Below are 16,645 nucleotides of genomic sequence, written 5' to 3'. Positions count from 1 at the left end.
AGATCTGCGCGGTACCTGTGGGAGCTGGCTTGCCGGCGATGAGGCCGGTGCAGGCAGCGCCTAGACGGCAGGCGGTACTTTACCCACCCCCGCCAGTCCGCTACGCTCCTCACTCCCCAATCACGAGGTGTTCGTCCAATGCGCCATTAATGCCGCCGTCCCTTCGACGGCCAGTCTTCAGCCTCCGGTTCACTCCGGAGATGTCGCGGCATTTGTGGAGTTGTGCATGACGAACACGTCGATCCTGACGCTGGACAGCGTCACCCTGGCCCTGCCTGATGGCAGGCTGCTATTTACCGACCTCAACGAAACCTTCGACCAACGCCGCACCGGCCTGGTCGGGCGCAATGGCGTGGGCAAGAGCCTGCTCGGGCAGATTCTCGCCGGCCAGCGCCAACCGAGCAGCGGCCAGTGCCGGCGCCTTGGGCCTGTTCACCTGCTGAACCAGCAAGTAATCGAGCACAGCGCCACACTTGCCGACCTGGCCCAGGTGGGCAGCGTGATTGCAGCGCTGGAGCGCATCGAACAAGGTAGTGTCGACCCTAGCGATTTCGATACCGTTGGCCAACGCTGGGATATCCGCAAGCAACTGCAGGTGCAGTTGCAACGCCATGGCCTGGGCCAGCTCGACTGGCGCCAGCCCGTCCACAGCCTCAGCGGAGGCCAGGCCATGCGCGTAGCACTGATCGGCGCATGGCTCAGCGATGCCGATTACCTGATCCTCGACGAACCGAGCAATCACCTGGACAGCGACGCCCGTGCCCAGCTGCTGAGCATGATCGATACGTGGGACCGGGGCCTGCTGGTGATCAGCCACGACCGCAGCCTGCTGGCGCATATGGAGCGCATCGTCGAGTTATCCAGCCTGGGTTTGCAGGCCTTTGGTGGCAACTACAGCTTCTATGCAGCCCAGAAAGCCAGCCAGATGGCACAGGCCCAGCAACAACTTGCCCGGCTGAAGCAGGAGCAACAACGCCAGGCCGGCGAACTGCAGCGCCAGCGTGAAGACCTGGAGCGTCACCAAGCCCGGGCCGGGCGCCAGGCCAGACACGCCAACCAGGCGAAGATCCTGATTGACCGTCAGCAGGAGCGTAGCCAGGCCACGGCAGGCAAGCAGCGCCGTGAGCATCGCGACGCCCAGCAGGCACTGCTGGGCAAAGTCCGTGACGCCGCCCGCGAGGTCGAGCAGGCCAGTGCCATTACTTTGCATGCCCCCACGCCACAGCGCCATGCGGGCCGGGAAGTGCTGGCCCTGCAGACACTGCACTTGCCACGTGGCACGCATAAACCGCTGAACCTGCGCCTGTGCCTGGGCCAGCGAGTGGGGTTGCTCGGCGCCAATGGCAGCGGCAAGTCCACTTTGCTCAAGCTGATAAATAGCGAGCTGCCTGCACCGACCGAGTGCCTGCGCCTCAGCGGCGAAACCGCCCTGCTCGACCAGCACTGCAGCACGTTGCCGGGCGGCACCAGCGTGCTCGACCATCTACGCCAGGCCAACCCGATGCTGGCCCAGGGCGACCTGCGCACCCGCCTCGCACAACTGGGGCTGGATGCGGCCCGTATCGAGCTGCCCAGCGGTCTGCTAAGCGGCGGTGAGCGGATGAAGGCAGCACTGGCCGCCGTGCTGTACCGCGAACGGCCGCTCGACCTGTTGCTGCTGGACGAACCCGGTAACCACCTCGATCTGCCATCGCTGGCAGCACTGGAGCGCATGCTCGGGCAGTTTCGCGGGGCGCTGATGGTGGCGTCGCATGATGCGGTACTGCTGCAAAACCTGGCGCTGGACGACTACCTGCATCTATAGATTCAGCAAATAATGCATCGCAGGCTATCAATTCGTGACTGGCCGTTCCCGATCCGCCACGGATGTATTAAGGTGGCATGGTGCGCATATAACAGCAGCCCGAGCGATCGGGCACTTGCAAGACAATGAGGGTGTCATGAGCAACGAAAGCATTAATTGGGACAAGCTGGGTTTCGACTATATCAAGACCGACAAACGCTACCTGTCCGTATGGCGCAATGGCGAGTGGGACAAGGGCACCCTGACCGAAGACAACGTGCTGCACATCAGTGAAGGCTCCACCGCCCTGCACTACGGCCAGCAGTGCTTCGAGGGCCTGAAGGCCTACCGTTGCAAGGACGGCTCGATCAACCTGTTCCGCCCGGACCAGAACGCCGCCCGCATGCAGCGCAGCTGCGCCCGCCTGCTGATGCCGCAGGTGCCGACCGATGTGTTCATCGAGGCCTGCAAGCAAGTGGTCAAGGCCAACGAAAAGTTCGTGCCACCGCATGGCAAAGGCGCCCTGTACCTGCGCCCGTTCGTGATCGGCACCGGTGACAACATTGGCGTGCGCACCGCCCCCGAGTTCATCTTCTCGGTGTTCGCCATCCCGGTTGGCTCGTACTTCAAGGGCGGCATGAAGCCGCACAACTTCCAGATTTCCAGCTTCGACCGTGCTGCCCCGCAAGGCACCGGCGCAGCCAAGGTCGGTGGCAACTACGCTGCCAGCCTGCAGCCAGGTGCTGAAGCGAAGAAAGCCAACTTCGCCGATGCCATCTACCTCGACCCGCTGACCCACACCAAGATCGAAGAAGTCGGCTCGGCCAACTTCTTCGGCATCACTGCCAATAACGAATTCGTCACCCCGAAATCGGCCTCGGTACTGCCCGGCATCACCCGCCTGTCGCTGATGGAACTGGCGCAATCGCGCCTGGGCCTGACCGTGATCGAAGGCGATGTCGAAATCAGCAAGCTGGACCGCTTCGTCGAAGCCGGCGCCTGCGGTACCGCTGCGGTGATCACCCCGATCGGCGGCATCGAGTACAACGGCAAGCTGCACGTGTTCCACGACCTGGAAAAGGTCGGCCCGGTTACCCAGAAGCTCTACAACGAGCTGACCGGTATCCAGAGCGGTGACGTGGAAGCACCGGCAGGCTGGATCTTCAAGGTCGCCTGAGGCGCTTTAGCGGTTTGAAAACGGGGCATGCCAGCAATGGCATGCCCCGTTTTCGTTGGTGTGGGAGCGGCCTTGCGTCGGGCGGGATATTCAGGCCAGGCGCCGCTGCATCAGCGAATGCCGGGCTTTGTCGAAGGCCCAGTTGTACAGCACGGTGTAGGGCAGGATGATCACGAAGAAGCCCAGTTCCACCATGAACGCCTGCAGCAGCGAGATATCCAGCATCCACGCCGCCACCGGCAGGCACCACACCACCAGCCCGGCCTCGAAGCCCAAGCCATGCACAAAACGCGCGCGGGCCTTCCAGTGGATACGCTCGGCCTGCACGTAGCGATCGACCAGCGCGTTGTAGACCATGTTCCACAGCATGGCAATCACCGACAAGGTCACCGCCAGCGCCCCTGCCGTCGCCAGCGACTTGCCCATGATCCACGACAACAGCGGCGCACATAGCAGCACAGCGAACACTTCGTAACCGATGGCGTGAACCAGGCGTTCGGTGAAAGACACGTTTTTCATTGCAAATTCCATCCATTGCGTGAGTCGTGCTTCCTATTTTCTTTGATAGAACTGATACTCGCGACATAGCTACCATCGGTTTTATCAATACCATGCGCTACTCACCCGAAGCTCTGGTTGCCTTTGTCGAAGCCGCAGCGCTGGGTTCGTTCTCTGCCGCTGCGCGCAAGCTGCGCAAAAGCCAGTCCACCATCAGCATCGCCATCGCCAATTTCGAGGCCGATATCGGCTGCCCGTTGTTCGACCGCGGCGGCCGCCACCCCACGCTGAATGAGGCGGGCCGCCAAGTGTTGAGCCATGTCGAGGCGATTCTCGATGCCAGCGCCCAGCTCGATGCCCTGGCGGTGCGGCTGGCGGAGAATGTCGAGGCGCTGGTTTCGGTGGTGATGTCGGACAGCTACAGCGTCACCTTTCAGGGCGCGGTGATGGCCTGCTTCGCCGAGCATTACCCGCACACCGAGTTGCGCTGCGGCCCGTCGGAAGATGCCGATGTGATCGAGTTGATCCAGCAGGGCCTGGCGCATATCGGCATTCTTGCCACCCAGCCCAGCTACCCCGCCGACGTGGCCGTGGCGCGCTTGCCCGAGCAGGCGGAATTTGGCGTATATGTGGCCAGCACGCACCCATTGGCAGGCCTGGCGCAGGTGCAAGCGCAGCACCTGGAGAACGCGCGGCAGCTGTATATCAAGACCTACGCCCCCAGCCTGCACCACGGCCGCGGCCAGGCCTGGTCGGCACCGGATTACCTCACCCTGCTGGAGTTCGCCGTGCGCGGGTTTGGCTGGGCCGAACTGCCCAAGGCGCTGGTGACGCGGTTTGGCAGTGGCTTGGTGGAGTTGCAGGTGGCCGGGTACCCGCGGCGGGTCGATATGGATGTGGTGTGGTCCAGCCGGCGAGCGCTGGGGCCGGCGGGGCAGTGGCTGGTGCGGCAGATGTTGGAGCAGTAGGTTCTTCACCTGCCAGAATTTGGGGCTGCTGCGCAGCCCATCCGACCGGCTTCAGCGTGCGGTGTCGCTCATCAATCGAGACTGGAAACAAGCCGGCCTGATTCCGTGGTTCGCCCTGAATGCACGCCATGAAAAATGCCCCGCATCGTTGATGCGGGGCATTTTGCAGGAGCTGGCTCAAAATTTCAGGTTTCCACACAGCCTGCACAGGTGCTGCACAGGGCTTGAGGCCTATGCGGCCGACCCCACAAAAAAGGGGCCGCGCAGGCCCCTTGGGGTGTTACTTCTGCACGGCAGCGAAGGCTTCGGCAACCCGTTGCAGGTTGGCCGGGCGCAGGCCGGACATGCACACGCGGCCGCTGTCGATCAGGTACACGCCGAACTCGTCACGCAGGCGGCGTACCTGTTCGACGCTGAAGCCGGTGTAGCTGAACATGCCGCGCTGGCGCAGGAAGAACTGGAAATCCTGGCCTGGCAGCAGCACGGCCAGGGCATCGACCAGCGCCTGACGCATGTCGAGGATACGCTTGCGCATCACTTCGACTTCCTCGGCCCACTGGGCATTCAGGCCGGCATCGCTGAGCACGCCAGCCACCAGCTGGGCACCGAAGTTGGGCGGGCTGGAGTAGTTGCGGCGCACGGTGGCCTTGAGCTGGCCGAGCACGCTCTGGGCAGTGGCGTCGTCGTCGCAGACCACCGACAGGCCGCCTACCCGCTCGCCGTACAGCGAGAAGATTTTCGAGAACGAGTTGCTGACCAGGCACGGTACGCCGGCGCGGGCCATTTCGCGGATGGCGTAGGCATCTTCCACCAGGCCTTCGGCAAAGCCCTGGTAGGCGATGTCGAGGAACGGGATCAGCTGGCGCGCCTTGACCACCTCGACCACCTGCTGCCACTGGTTCTGGTCCAGGTCGGCACCGGTGGGGTTGTGGCAGCACGGGTGCAGCAGCACCACGCTGTTGGCCGGCAGGGCCTGCAGGGCGGCCAGCATGCCGTCGAAGTCCACGCCACGGGTGGCCTGGTCGAAGTACGGGTAGGTATGCACCTTGAAGCCAGCGCCTTCGAAAATGGCGCGGTGGTTGTCCCAGGTCGGGTTGCTGACCCAGACCTCGGATTGCGGGAAGTAGCGCTTGAGGAAGTCGGCACCGACTTTCAGGGCGCCGGAGCCACCCACGGTTTGCACGGTGGCCACGCGGCCGCCGGTCACGGCCGGGTGATCGGCACCGAACAGCAGCGCCTGGATCGCCTGGCGGTAGCTGGCCAGGCCTTCCATGGGCAGGTAAAGGGAAGCTTCATGGTCCTGACCGGCCATGCGCTTTTCCACCGCATCCACAGCCGCCAGTTGCGGCACCACGCCGGCCTCATCGTAATACAGGCCGATACTCAGGTTGACCTTGTCGGCGCGCGGGTCGGCCTTGAAGGTTTCCATCAACGAGAGGATCGGGTCGCCGGCATAGGCATCGACATGTTTGAACACAGCGTGCAGCTCCTTGGATCAGGACAGTACGAAAAGTCAGCCCTGAGCATACCCGGAGTGTGGGCTCAGGAACATCCACTATTGTGCAAGGTTGTCTATGCAACATTGCATGGCCAGGGTTTTGTGCTGGCAGTGATGGCCCTATCGCCGGCAAGCCCCCACAGGTACGCCACAACTCTCAAGGTCTGTGGTGTACCTGTGGGAGCTGGCTTGCCGGCGATTAGGCCGGATCAGCCAAGCAGTTCCTTCAGGCCCTGCAACTCCTGCTCGGTCACCGCCACTCCCTCCTCGTCTGCCACCTCGCGCTCGCGATAACGCCGCTCACCCGGCATGCGCGTCAACCCCACCGCCTGCATCTGCTCCACCAGTTCGCGGCTGCGCTGGGCAAAACGCTCGCCCTCGGCCTTGCTCGGGTCGATGACGATGATCAGTTGCCCGGTCCATGGCGTTTTCGCCCCTGGGTGCCCCGACCAGTCGAACTCCCAGGAGAAATGCCCGCCAGTCAGCGCCGCCGCCAGCAATTCGACCATCATCGACAGCGCCGAGCCCTTGTGCCCGCCAAACGGCAACAAGGCGCCGCCCTCCAGAACCGCCTTGGGCTCGGTGGTCGGCTCGCCATTGGCATCCACGCCCATGCCTTCAGGCAACTGCTGGCCGGCGCGCGCGGCAATCTGCACGTCACCGTGGGCCATGGCGCTGGTGGCCATGTCGAAGACGATCGGGTCGTGTTCGGCGCAGGGCGCGGCAAAGGCAATGGGGTTGGTGCCGAACAACGGCTTGCGCGCACCATGCGGCACCACGCAGGTCATGCTGTTGACCACGCTCAGGGCCACCAGGCCTTCGTCGGCAAACGGCTCCACGTCCGGCCACAAAGCGGCGAAGTGGTGCGAGTTATGGATAGCCAGCACAGCGATGCCGGCGTTGCGCGCCTTGGCCACCAGCAACCCACGGGCTGCCGCCAGTGCCGGCTGGGCAAAGCCGCCCGCAGCATCGACGCTGACGTAGCCGGCCGCCACGTCGCGGACCTCTGGCGTGGCCTGGCCGTCGACCCAGCCGCTGGCCAGGGTCGAGACATAGCCCGGCATGCGGAACACCCCATGGCTGTGGGCGCCATCGCGCTGGGCGCTGGCGCAGTTGTAGGCCAGCACCCCGGCCACGGCCTCGCTGCAGCCATGGCGCTGGAAGATGGCCTGCAACAGGCCCTGCAGCTCGGTAAAAGGCACGCGCACGACGGTGCTAGTGGAAGGTGCGGACATCTGGAGCTCCTTGTTGATTTTGGAATGGCTACAGCGTTGCAACGACAAAAACTTTCCTGCATGTGACAGCATTCTGTCAAATGTTGACTTGATGACAGAAAACATTCATTTTCTTCCCAAGCCTCACCCCCTGGAGCCGCAGCATGAGCCAACCGATCAAGCAACGCCTGGAAAACAGCCTCGAAGGGGCCGCCGCCTCGGGCCGCAAGATCGCCACCTACATGCTGGCCAACCTGCACGAACTGCCGTTCCAGACCTCGGCCAGCATCGCCGCCAAGCTGGGCGTCAGCGAATCCAGCGTCGGGCGCTTCTGTCGCTCATTGGGTTATGCCCATCTCAAGGCGCTTAAGCAAGACCTGCAAAATGACCTGGGCGATGGCCCGTGGCTGGTGGGTGACCGCCTGCAAGATTACCGCCAGAACCAAGACGCCAGCGACAACGCCGGCAGCCTGGAGCTTGAAATCGCCGCCTTGGTGCGCGTGCACGAGTACCGCCAGAACCCGGCCTGGCACAGCGTGGCGCAACGCCTGGCCAGCAAGCCGCGGGTGTTCGTGGCCGGCTTCCAGACCGAGCGCGGCATCGCCATGTGCATGAGCCACCTGCTGCAATACCTGCGCGATGGCGTACAGCTGGTGGACATCAGTGCCGGGCACTTTGGCGAAGTGCTGCTGGGCCGCGCCGAAGACAGCGCCCTGGTGGTGTTCGAGGCACGCCGTTATTCCCGCCATGCCCTGCTGCTGTGCCAGAAGGCACGCGAGGCTGGCATTGCGGTCACCCTGGTGACCGACACCTTCTGTGACTGGGCCGATGCCAACGCCGACGAGGTGTTCCGCATCCCCACCGAGTTCAATCTGTTCTGGGAATCCACCTCGACCATGCTGTCGTGGGTGCACCTGATGGTCAACGAGGTCTGCAAGAAGCTCGGACCGGATGTTGAAAAACGCTTGGAAGCGACTGCCGCTCTACATAACGAATTCGTCGGCTACACCTCGTGGTCGACGGGCAAACAACAATAGCAAGAGTGCAAAGAGGTGCGAGATGAACAAGTCCATGGCCTTGGTGGGTGCGTGCGCCCTGCTGCTGACCGGTGCCGCCAGTGCCGAAACCCTGCGCTTCGCCACCGAGGGCGCCTACCCGCCGTTCAACTATGTGGATGCCAATAACCAGCTGCATGGCTTCGATATCGACATCACCCATGCCCTGTGCGAGCAGATGAAGGTCGAATGCACGCTGGTGGCCCAGGACTGGGAAGGCATCATCCCGGCCCTGATGGCACGCAAGTACGACGCCGTGGTCGCGTCGATGATCGACACCCAGGAGCGGCGCAAGAAAATCGCCTTCACCGACCACTACTACCGCACCCCGCTGACCGTTGCGGTAGCCAAGGACAGCAAGATCGACGACGCCCAGACCGACTTCGTCGGCTACACCGTTGGCGCCCAGTCGTCATCCACCCAGGCCATCTACGCCGAAGACGTGTACGCCAAGGCCGGTGCCGATGTGAAGCTGTACCCGACCATGGACGAAGCCAACGCCGACCTGGCCGCCGGCCGCCTGGACGGGGTGATTGCCGACAAGTTCCCGCTGCATGAGTGGATGAGCAAGAACGGCGGCGACTGCTGCAAGATCCTTGGCGACGTGGCCGACACCAAGGCCGATGCCGCCATTGCCGTGCGCAAGAACGACGAAGCCCTGCGCCAACGCCTGAACACCGCGCTGCAACAGATCGTGGCCAACGGCACCTATCAGAAGATCGCCAGCAAGTATTTCGCTTTCGATATCTACAACTGACCTTAGAGCCCGCATCGCCTGATCGGGCCCTATCGCCGGCAAGCCAGCTCCCACAGGACCGCACAAGGCCTGAAGGATGTGCTGTCCCTTGTGGGAGCTGGCTTGTCGGCGATAGGGCCGGTGAGGTCAACACAAGGTGTTCGTCATGCTCGATCAATTGTCCTTGCTGTCCTTCGCCAGCGGAGGCTGGGGCCAGGCGCTGCTGGCCGGCGCGCTGGTCACCGTTTCCCTGGCCCTGGCCTGCCTGCCCATCGGCTTGCCGCTGGGCCTGGTCGTCGCCCTGGCGGCGCGTTCGCGCAAGCGCCTGCCACGGGCTTGGGCCACCACCTTCTCCACCGTGTTCCGCGGCCTGCCCGAGCTGCTGACGCTGCTGATCATCTATTACGGCTGCCAGATCGCCGCGCAGACGATCCTCGCCGCCATGGGCTACCAGGGTGAATTTTTGATCAACACCTTTCTCGCCGCGATGATCGCCTTCAGCCTGGTGTTCGCCGCATTCTCCAGCGAGATCTGGCTGGCGGCCTTCAAGACCCTGCCCAAGGGCCAGCTGGAAGCCTGCTCGGCACTGGGCCTGAGCAAGCGCACCGGCTTCTTCAAGGTGCTGCTGCCGCAGCTGACCCGCATCGCCCTGCCCGGCTTGTCGAACAACTGGCTGTCGCTGCTCAAGGACACTTCGCTGGTGTCGACCATCTCGCTGGTCGACCTGATGCGCCAGACCAACCTGGCCGTCAGCGTGACCAAGGAGCCGATGTTCTTCTATGGCGTCGCCTGCCTCGGCTACCTGTTGTTCGCCGCCATTTCCGGGCGCGTGTTCGCCTTCATCGAACGACGCAGCAATCGCCACCTGCAAGGAGCACGCGCATGAGCTTCGAACAACTGCTGGCGCTGGTCCTCGACCCCGACCTGCTGGAACGCTATGGCCCGCGCTTCATCGATGGCCTGCTGGTGACCGCCAAGCTGGTGGCGATTTCCTTCAGCCTGGGCGCCGTGCTCGGCTTGTTGCTGGCGCTGGCGCGCATGTCCCGCAGCCTGGTGCTGCAGCGCATGGCCGCTGGCTACGTGTACTTCTTCCGCGGCTCGCCGCTGCTGGCCCAGCTGTTCCTGCTGTACTACGGCCTGGGCTCGCTCAAGGGTTTCTGGCAGGACGTCGGCCTGTGGTGGTTCTTCCGCGAGGCGTGGTTCTGCACCTTGCTGGCGTTCACCCTGAATACCGCCGCCTACCAGGCCGAGATCTTCCGCGGCAGCCTGATGGCCGTCGCCCCAGGCCAGCATGAGGCGGCGCGGGCGCTGAACCTGAAACGCTCGACCACCTTCTTCAAGGTGATCCTGCCGCAGTCGCTGCTGGTGGCCATCGGCCCGCTGGGCAACGAACTGATCCTGATGATCAAGGCCAGCGCCATCGCCTCGCTGGTGACTATCTACGACCTGATGGGCGTGACCAAACTGGCCTTCTCGCGCAGTTTCGACTTCCAGATCTACCTGTGGGCCGCCGTGCTCTACCTGCTGATCGTCGAACTGGTGCGGCGCCTGCTGAAACACCTGGAAGCCCGCCTGGGCCGCCACCTGAACTGACCGAAGGATACGTTCCATGCATTGCCAAACCCTTGTCCTCGGCGCCGGCATCGTCGGCGTCAGCACCGCGCTGCACCTGCAGGCCCGCGGGCGCCAGGTGATCCTGATCGACCGCGACGAACCGGGCAGCGGTACCAGCCACGGCAACGCCGGGCTGATCGAGCGCTCCAGCGTGATCCCTTATGCCTTCCCGCGGCAACTGGGCGCGCTGCTGCGCTATGGCCTGAACCGCCAGCCCGATGTGCGCTACAGCCTGGCGCACCTGCCCAAGGCCGCACCCTGGCTATGGCGCTACTGGCGCCAGTCGGCCCCCGGGCGCCTGGCCGGGGCCGCCGCCGACATGCTCCCGCTGGTGCAGCGCTGCGTCGAAGAACACGACGCGCTGATCGCTGCCGCCGGCCTGGAAGGCCTGGTGCAGGCCAAAGGCTGGATCGAGGTGTTCCGCGACCCTGCCCTGTTCGAGCAGGCCAAGACCGACGCCAAGGGCCTGAGCCGTTATGGCCTGCAATTCGAAATCCTCGAATGCGGGCAACTGCAGGCCCGCGAGCATCAGCTGGACGCCAGCGTGGTCGGCGGCATCCACTGGCTCGACCCCAAGACCGTGAACAACCCCGGCGCCCTCACCCGTGGCTATGCGGCACTGTTCACCCAGCGCGGTGGGCAGTTCCTGCATGGCGATGCGCGCAGCCTACGCCAGGCCAACGGCCAATGGCGCGTGGACAGCCGCCGCGGCCCGATCACCGCCGACGAGGTGGTGGCCTGCCTCGGCCCACAGTCGGCCGACCTGTTCAGCGGCCTGGGCTACCAGATCCCGCTGGCGATCAAGCGTGGCTACCACATGCACTACAGCACCCGTGACGGCGCGCAGTTGGAGCATTCCATCTGCGATACCCAGGGCGGCTACGTGCTGGCACCGATGGCCCGCGGCGTGCGCCTGACCACCGGCATCGAGTTCGATGCCAGCAGCGCACCCGGCAACCAGATCCAACTGCGCCGCTGCGAAGCCCTGGCGCGCAAACTGTTCCCGGCCCTGGGCCAACGGCTGGACGACAGCCCCTGGCTGGGCCGCCGCCCGTGCCTGCCCGACATGCGCCCGGTGATCGGCCCGGCGCCGCGCCACGCGGGGCTGTGGTTCAACTTCGGCCACGCCCACCACGGCCTCACCTTGGGCCCGGTCAGCGGCCGCCTGGTGGCCGAACTGGTGACCGGCGAGCGCCCCTTCACCGACCCCGCGCCCTACAGCGCGACCCGTTTCGACTGAACCCACGCGGGAGAACAACAACATGACCGCCCCCCTGAGCCTTGCCACCCTTGCCCCCGAACCCGACCCGCGCCCGGTGCTGATCCGCATCGAAGGCCTGAACAAGCACTACGGCGCGTTCCACGTGCTGCGCGACATCGACCTGCAGGTGCGCGAAGGCGAACGCATCGTGCTGTGCGGGCCGTCCGGCTCGGGCAAGTCGACCCTGATCCGCTGCATCAACCGCCTGGAAGTAGCCCAGCAGGGCAACATCAAGGTGGACGGCATCGACCTGGCGGCCACCACCCGCGAAGCGGCGCAGGTACGCAGCGACATCGGCATGGTGTTCCAGCACTTCAACCTGTTCCCGCACATGAGCGTGCTCGACAACTGCCTGCTGGCGCCCACCAGCGTACGCGGCTTGTCACGCAAGGACGCCGAGGAGCGGGCGCGCATGTACCTGAGCAAGGTCGGCATCGAAAGCCAGGCGCACAAGTACCCCAGCCAGTTGTCCGGCGGCCAGCAGCAACGCGTGGCGATTGCCCGGGCACTGTGCATGAAGCCGCGGATCATGCTGTTCGACGAGCCCACCTCGGCACTGGACCCGGAAATGGTCGCCGAGGTGCTGGATGTACTGGTGCAACTGGCCGGTACCGGCATGACCATGCTGTGCGTCACCCATGAAATGGGCTTTGCCCGGCAGGTGGCCGAGCGGGTGCTGTTCCTCGAAGGCGGGCAGATCATCGAGGACAGCCCGCCACAGGTATTCTTCAACCAGCCACGGACAGAACGGGCCAAGGGGTTCCTGGCGCAGATACTGCACTGATACCTGTTCCGGCCTCTTCGCGGGTAAACCCGCTCCTACAGGGTTCTCTACAGCAGTTGTAGGAGCGGGTTTACCCGCGAAGAGGCCGGAACAAGCAACACCTTCATTGCACCGCTGCAATGACCCAACTGCATCGTTAAATATTATTGACCACCACCCCCGTCAAACCCACGCCGCCACAGGCCCGCATCGGTTTCAGCCCGCAAAAACCGGTGCATTACCCACCCCAAAGCCCTCTCCAGTCGTTTGACATATCGAACGGCTCTGGCAAGCTATCTACAAGCCCCGACCGGAATCGTCGCCTCCGACGAGCCGGCAGTGCTCGGGGCTACAGGCTGCACCCAAGGCCCCGCGCCGTGCGCCTGCACAACAACGACAGGCCGAACCTGTCCCAAGGTGACATATGTCCAACAGCAACATTGGCAACAAGCAACCCTCCCTGCGCAAACCCGTCGTCCTGATGACCATGGGCAGCCAAGAGCGCAAAGGCCATGACTACCAGGTCATGACCCACAAATACATCACCCCGCTGGTCGAGTTCGCCGACTGCGTCCCGGTGCTGGTGCCCACCTGCTGTGGCACCGAGGACCTGGAGACCTATCTGGACATGGCCGATGGCGTATACCTGACCGGCGCCGGCAGCAATATCGACCCGGCGCTGTATGGCCAGGAAAACGAAACCCCCGGCAAGGGCCAGGACCAGAACCGCGACCTGTTCGACATCCCGCTGGTGAAGGCTGCGATCAAGCGCGGCCTGCCAATCTTCGGCATCTGCCGTGGCATGCAGGAAATCAACGTGGCCCTGGGTGGCGACATCTACCAGAAGGTGTATGCCGAGCCTGGCTTCAACGACCATCGGGAAAACCCCGAAGACCCGGTCGAGGTGCAGTACGCCCAGGTGCATGGGGTGAAGATCAAGCCGGGCAGCTGGCTGCGTGACACCCTGGGTAGCGACGAGATCCGCGTCAACTCGCTGCACGGCCAGGGCCTGCGCAACCTCGGCGCCGGCATCGAAGCCATCGCCCACGCCGAAGACGGCTTGGTCGAGGCGATCCACGCCCCGAGCATTTCGCCGTTCCTGTTCGCCGTGCAGTGGCACCCGGAGTGGCAAGCGGCGAAGAACCCAGATTCGATCAAGATGTTCCAGGCCTTCGGCGATGCTTGCCGGGCCCAGGTACGCAAGGCGCAGATCAAGCGCCAGCAAGCGGCCTGACCTTCAGTTTCCTCTGCTTTGATCGCGGGGCGGCGCAAGGCCGCCCCCGTTTCCTCGGTCACCCTCTGCTGGTCCCAGAACACTTCCCGTGGAATCGGGCGGCGGGCTTGTGCCTGTCTCCGCGATCGTTTTTTCCCTTACCCCTCAAGAGATACGATGACTGATTGCAGATAGTCTGCCATCACTATCTCCTGGTCGCCTGCGTTGGCCTCTTCGCGGGCTCGCCCGCTCCCACAAGGATCTCCGCAGTTTTCAAAGGTAGCACCGTACCTGTGGGAGCGGGCATGCCCGCGAAGAGGCCAGTACAGGCAATAACCCCTCCTCCCTGCCTGCCTGCCTGCCACAAAAAAATCTCAAGAAAGGGCTAGTCATCGTACAAGTTGTACGATAACTTACCTCCAACACAGAACAACACCCTTCACCCAAGCGCCACAGGATGCCAACAACAATGAATCCACAAGAACTGAAATCCATCCTCTCCCACGGCCTGCTGTCTTTCCCGGTCACCGACTTCAATGCCCAGGGCGACTTCAACCAGGCTGGCTACATCAAGCGCCTGGAATGGCTGGCCCCGTATGGCGCCAGCGCCCTGTTCGCCGCCGGTGGCACCGGTGAGTTCTTCTCCCTGGCCGCCAGCGAATACAGCCAGGTGATCAAGACCGCGGTCGACACCTGCGCCACTTCGGTACCGATCCTCGCTGGCGTCGGTGGCTCCACCCGCCAGGCCATCGAATACGCGCAAGAAGCCGAGCGCCTGGGTGCCAAGGGCCTGCTGCTGCTGCCGCACTACCTGACCGAAGCCAGCCAGGAAGGCGTCGCCGCCCACGTCGAAGCGGTGTGCAAGTCGGTGAACATCGGCGTCGTGGTGTACAACCGCAACGTCTGCCGCCTGAACGCCGACCTGCTGGAGAAACTGGCCGAACGTTGCCCGAACCTGATCGGCTACAAGGACGGCCTGGGTGATATCGAGCTGATGGTGTCGATCCGTCGTCGCCTGGGCGATCGCTTCAGCTACCTGGGTGGCCTGCCCACCGCCGAAGTGTATGCTGCCGCCTACAAGGCCCTGGGTGTGCCGGTGTACTCCTCCGCAGTGTTCAACTTCGTACCGAAAACCGCCATGGACTTCTACAACGCCATCGCCCGCGACGACCACGCCGCCGTGGCCAAGCTGATCGACGACTTCTTCCTGCCGTACCTGGACATTCGCAACCGCAAAGCAGGCTACGCCGTGAGCATCGTCAAGGCTGGCGCCAAGATTGCCGGTTACGACGCAGGCCCGGTGCGTACCCCACTTACTGACCTCACTGCCGAAGAGTACGAAATGCTCGCTGCACTGATGGACAAGATGGGCCCGCAATAAGCACTTGCCCGCGGCCTGCCATATGCCGCACCCGGAGTGGGCCTGCCCCGCTCCGGTTACAATTCGTCAGCCCGCACAAAAATAACTAGTGGGAGTATTACCAGCATGCAAGCGACTAAGAAGACGCATGTGCGCTACCTGATCCTGTTCATGCTGTTTCTGGTGACCACGATCAACTATGCCGACCGCGCTACCATCGCCATCGCAGGCTCCAGCCTGCAAAAAGACCTCGGCATTGACGCCGTAACCCTCGGTTATATCTTCTCCGCCTTCGGATGGGCTTACGTGGCTGGCCAGATTCCTGGTGGCTGGCTGCTCGATCGCTTCGGTTCCAAGAACGTCTACGCCTTCAGCATCTTTACCTGGTCGCTGTTCACCCTGCTGCAGGGCTTTGTCGGTGGCCTGCCAGTGGCCTGGGCGGTGGTAACCCTGTTCACCCTGCGCTTTCTGGTCGGTTTCGCCGAAGCCCCGTCGTTCCCGGGTAACGCTCGGATCGTCGCGGCCTGGTTCCCGACCCAGGAGCGCGGCACCGCCTCGGCCATCTTCAACTCGGCGCAGTACTTCGCCACTGCATTGTTCGCCCCCATCATGGGCTGGATCGTGTTCAGCTTCGGCTGGGAGCACGTGTTCGTGGTCATGGGTGCGCTGGGCATCATCTTCTCGATGGTGTGGCTGAGAACCATCTACAACCCCAAGCAGCACCCACGTATCAGCCAGGCTGAACTCGAACACATCGAGCAGAATGGCGGCCTGGTCGACATGGACCAGAAGCGCAGCAACGACGGCCCGAAATGGGGCTATATCAAGCAACTGCTGACCAGCCGCATGCTGCTGGGCGTGTACCTGGGCCAGTACTGCATCAACGCTATCACCTACTTCTTCCTCACCTGGTTCCCGGTGTACCTGGTGCAGGAACGTGGCATGACCATTCTCAAGGCAGGTTTCATCGCCTCGCTACCGGCGATATGCGGCTTCATCGGTGGTGTGCTGGGTGGTGTGATTTCCGACTGGCTGCTGCGCCGTGGCAACTCGCTGACCTTCTCGCGCAAGCTGCCGATCGTCTGTGGCCTGCTGTTGTCGACCACCATGGTGTTCTGCAACTACGTCGACGCCGAGTGGATGGTGGTCGGCTTCATGACCCTGGCGTTCTTCGGCAAAGGCATCGGCGCGCTGGGCTGGGCGGTGGTGGCGGATACCTCGCCCAAGCAGATCGCCGGGCTGTCGGGTGGCCTGTTCAACACCTTCGGCAACATCGCGTCGATCACCACGCCGATCGTCATCGGCTACATCATCAGCGCTACCGGCTCGTTCAAGTGGGCCTTGGTGTACGTGGGGGCCAATGCCCTGGTGGCGGTATTCAGCTACCTGGTGATCGTCGGCCCGATCAAGCGTATCGAGCTGCGCGACGATGCCCCCAAGCCGCAGGCTGAGCCTGCCGCCAACGGCGAACTGGCCAGCTCGCGTCACTGAGTGAGCACGCCCGC

General features: G+C 63.7%; 15 protein-coding genes. 12 read left to right on the top strand and 3 right to left on the bottom strand.

Annotated features, from left to right (window positions below; genetic code table 11):
- The first annotated feature begins 226 nt into the window (after positions 1 to 226).
- On the top strand, positions 227 to 1,804 hold the full coding sequence (locus tag TZ03_RS00420; RefSeq protein ID WP_051094926.1) for an ATP-binding cassette domain-containing protein: 1,578 nt from the start codon (positions 227 to 229) through the stop codon (positions 1,802 to 1,804).
- A gap of 136 nt (positions 1,805 to 1,940) precedes the next feature.
- Positions 1,941 to 2,960, top strand: coding sequence for a branched-chain amino acid aminotransferase (locus TZ03_RS00415; RefSeq protein WP_051094925.1), 1,020 nt, complete (start codon positions 1,941 to 1,943; stop codon positions 2,958 to 2,960).
- 90 nt (positions 2,961 to 3,050) lie between these two features.
- Here the strand turns inward: TZ03_RS00415 and TZ03_RS00410 are convergent, their stop codons facing one another.
- Positions 3,051 to 3,479: a multidrug/biocide efflux PACE transporter gene (locus TZ03_RS00410; RefSeq protein WP_051094924.1), complete on the bottom strand. Its 429-nt coding sequence runs from the start codon at positions 3,477 to 3,479 to the stop codon at positions 3,051 to 3,053.
- A 92-nt stretch (positions 3,480 to 3,571) separates the two neighbouring features.
- Between TZ03_RS00410 and TZ03_RS00405 the strand changes: the two genes are divergently transcribed.
- Complete coding sequence (locus tag TZ03_RS00405; protein ID WP_051094923.1) at positions 3,572 to 4,426, top strand: LysR family transcriptional regulator; 855 nt, start codon at positions 3,572 to 3,574, stop codon at positions 4,424 to 4,426.
- 280 nt (positions 4,427 to 4,706) lie between these two features.
- Here TZ03_RS00405 and TZ03_RS00400 read toward each other — a convergent pair whose 3' ends face one another.
- Together TZ03_RS00400 and TZ03_RS00395 are read right to left on the bottom strand one after the other, a co-directional pair.
- Positions 4,707 to 5,903: an aromatic amino acid transaminase gene (locus TZ03_RS00400; protein ID WP_051094922.1), complete on the bottom strand. Its 1,197-nt coding sequence runs from the start codon at positions 5,901 to 5,903 to the stop codon at positions 4,707 to 4,709.
- Between the two features lie 230 nt (positions 5,904 to 6,133).
- The gene (locus tag TZ03_RS00395; RefSeq protein WP_051094920.1) at positions 6,134 to 7,159 is read right to left on the bottom strand and encodes an Ldh family oxidoreductase; all 1,026 of its coding nucleotides are present in this window, start codon (positions 7,157 to 7,159) and stop codon (positions 6,134 to 6,136) included.
- Positions 7,160 to 7,302: 143 nt separating this feature from the next.
- Here TZ03_RS00395 and TZ03_RS00390 point away from each other — a divergent pair, with 143 nt between their 5' ends.
- The 9 genes from TZ03_RS00390 (at position 7,303) to TZ03_RS00350 (ending at position 16,631) form a co-directional block, all read left to right on the top strand.
- On the top strand, positions 7,303 to 8,175 hold the full coding sequence (locus TZ03_RS00390; protein WP_051094919.1) for a MurR/RpiR family transcriptional regulator: 873 nt from the start codon (positions 7,303 to 7,305) through the stop codon (positions 8,173 to 8,175).
- A gap of 22 nt (positions 8,176 to 8,197) precedes the next feature.
- Entirely contained in the window at positions 8,198 to 8,950 is a 753-nt protein-coding gene (locus tag TZ03_RS00385) for a transporter substrate-binding domain-containing protein (RefSeq protein WP_051094918.1), read from the top strand.
- 145 nt (positions 8,951 to 9,095) lie between these two features.
- Positions 9,096 to 9,815, top strand: a complete 720-nt coding sequence (locus TZ03_RS00380; protein WP_051094917.1) for an ABC transporter permease — start codon at positions 9,096 to 9,098, stop codon at positions 9,813 to 9,815.
- Positions 9,812 to 10,522, top strand: coding sequence for an ABC transporter permease (locus tag TZ03_RS00375; RefSeq protein WP_051094916.1), 711 nt, complete (start codon positions 9,812 to 9,814; stop codon positions 10,520 to 10,522). Before TZ03_RS00380 ends, TZ03_RS00375 begins: the two co-directional genes overlap by 4 nt.
- Before the next feature lie 16 nt (positions 10,523 to 10,538).
- Positions 10,539 to 11,783, top strand: a complete 1,245-nt coding sequence (locus tag TZ03_RS00370) for an NAD(P)/FAD-dependent oxidoreductase (protein WP_051094915.1) — start codon at positions 10,539 to 10,541, stop codon at positions 11,781 to 11,783.
- A gap of 22 nt (positions 11,784 to 11,805) precedes the next feature.
- The gene (locus TZ03_RS00365) at positions 11,806 to 12,588 is read left to right on the top strand and encodes an amino acid ABC transporter ATP-binding protein (protein WP_051094914.1); all 783 of its coding nucleotides are present in this window, start codon (positions 11,806 to 11,808) and stop codon (positions 12,586 to 12,588) included.
- 403 nt (positions 12,589 to 12,991) lie between these two features.
- Positions 12,992 to 13,801, top strand: coding sequence for a gamma-glutamyl-gamma-aminobutyrate hydrolase family protein (locus TZ03_RS00360; RefSeq protein ID WP_051094913.1), 810 nt, complete (start codon positions 12,992 to 12,994; stop codon positions 13,799 to 13,801).
- A 448-nt stretch (positions 13,802 to 14,249) separates the two neighbouring features.
- Positions 14,250 to 15,161 (top strand): 5-dehydro-4-deoxyglucarate dehydratase, encoded by a 912-nt coding sequence (gene kdgD, locus TZ03_RS00355; RefSeq protein ID WP_051094912.1) that lies wholly within the window; start codon positions 14,250 to 14,252, stop codon positions 15,159 to 15,161.
- Positions 15,162 to 15,266: 105 nt separating this feature from the next.
- On the top strand, positions 15,267 to 16,631 hold the full coding sequence (locus TZ03_RS00350; RefSeq protein ID WP_051094911.1) for an MFS transporter: 1,365 nt from the start codon (positions 15,267 to 15,269) through the stop codon (positions 16,629 to 16,631).
- The last annotated feature ends 14 nt before the right edge of the window (positions 16,632 to 16,645 follow it).

Source organism: Pseudomonas sp. 10-1B, assembly GCF_000935045.1.
Lineage (GTDB): Bacteria > Pseudomonadota > Gammaproteobacteria > Pseudomonadales > Pseudomonadaceae > Aquipseudomonas.
The sequence above is the reverse complement of the archived record's forward strand: the minus strand, read 5'-3'. Positions and strand labels throughout refer to the sequence as shown.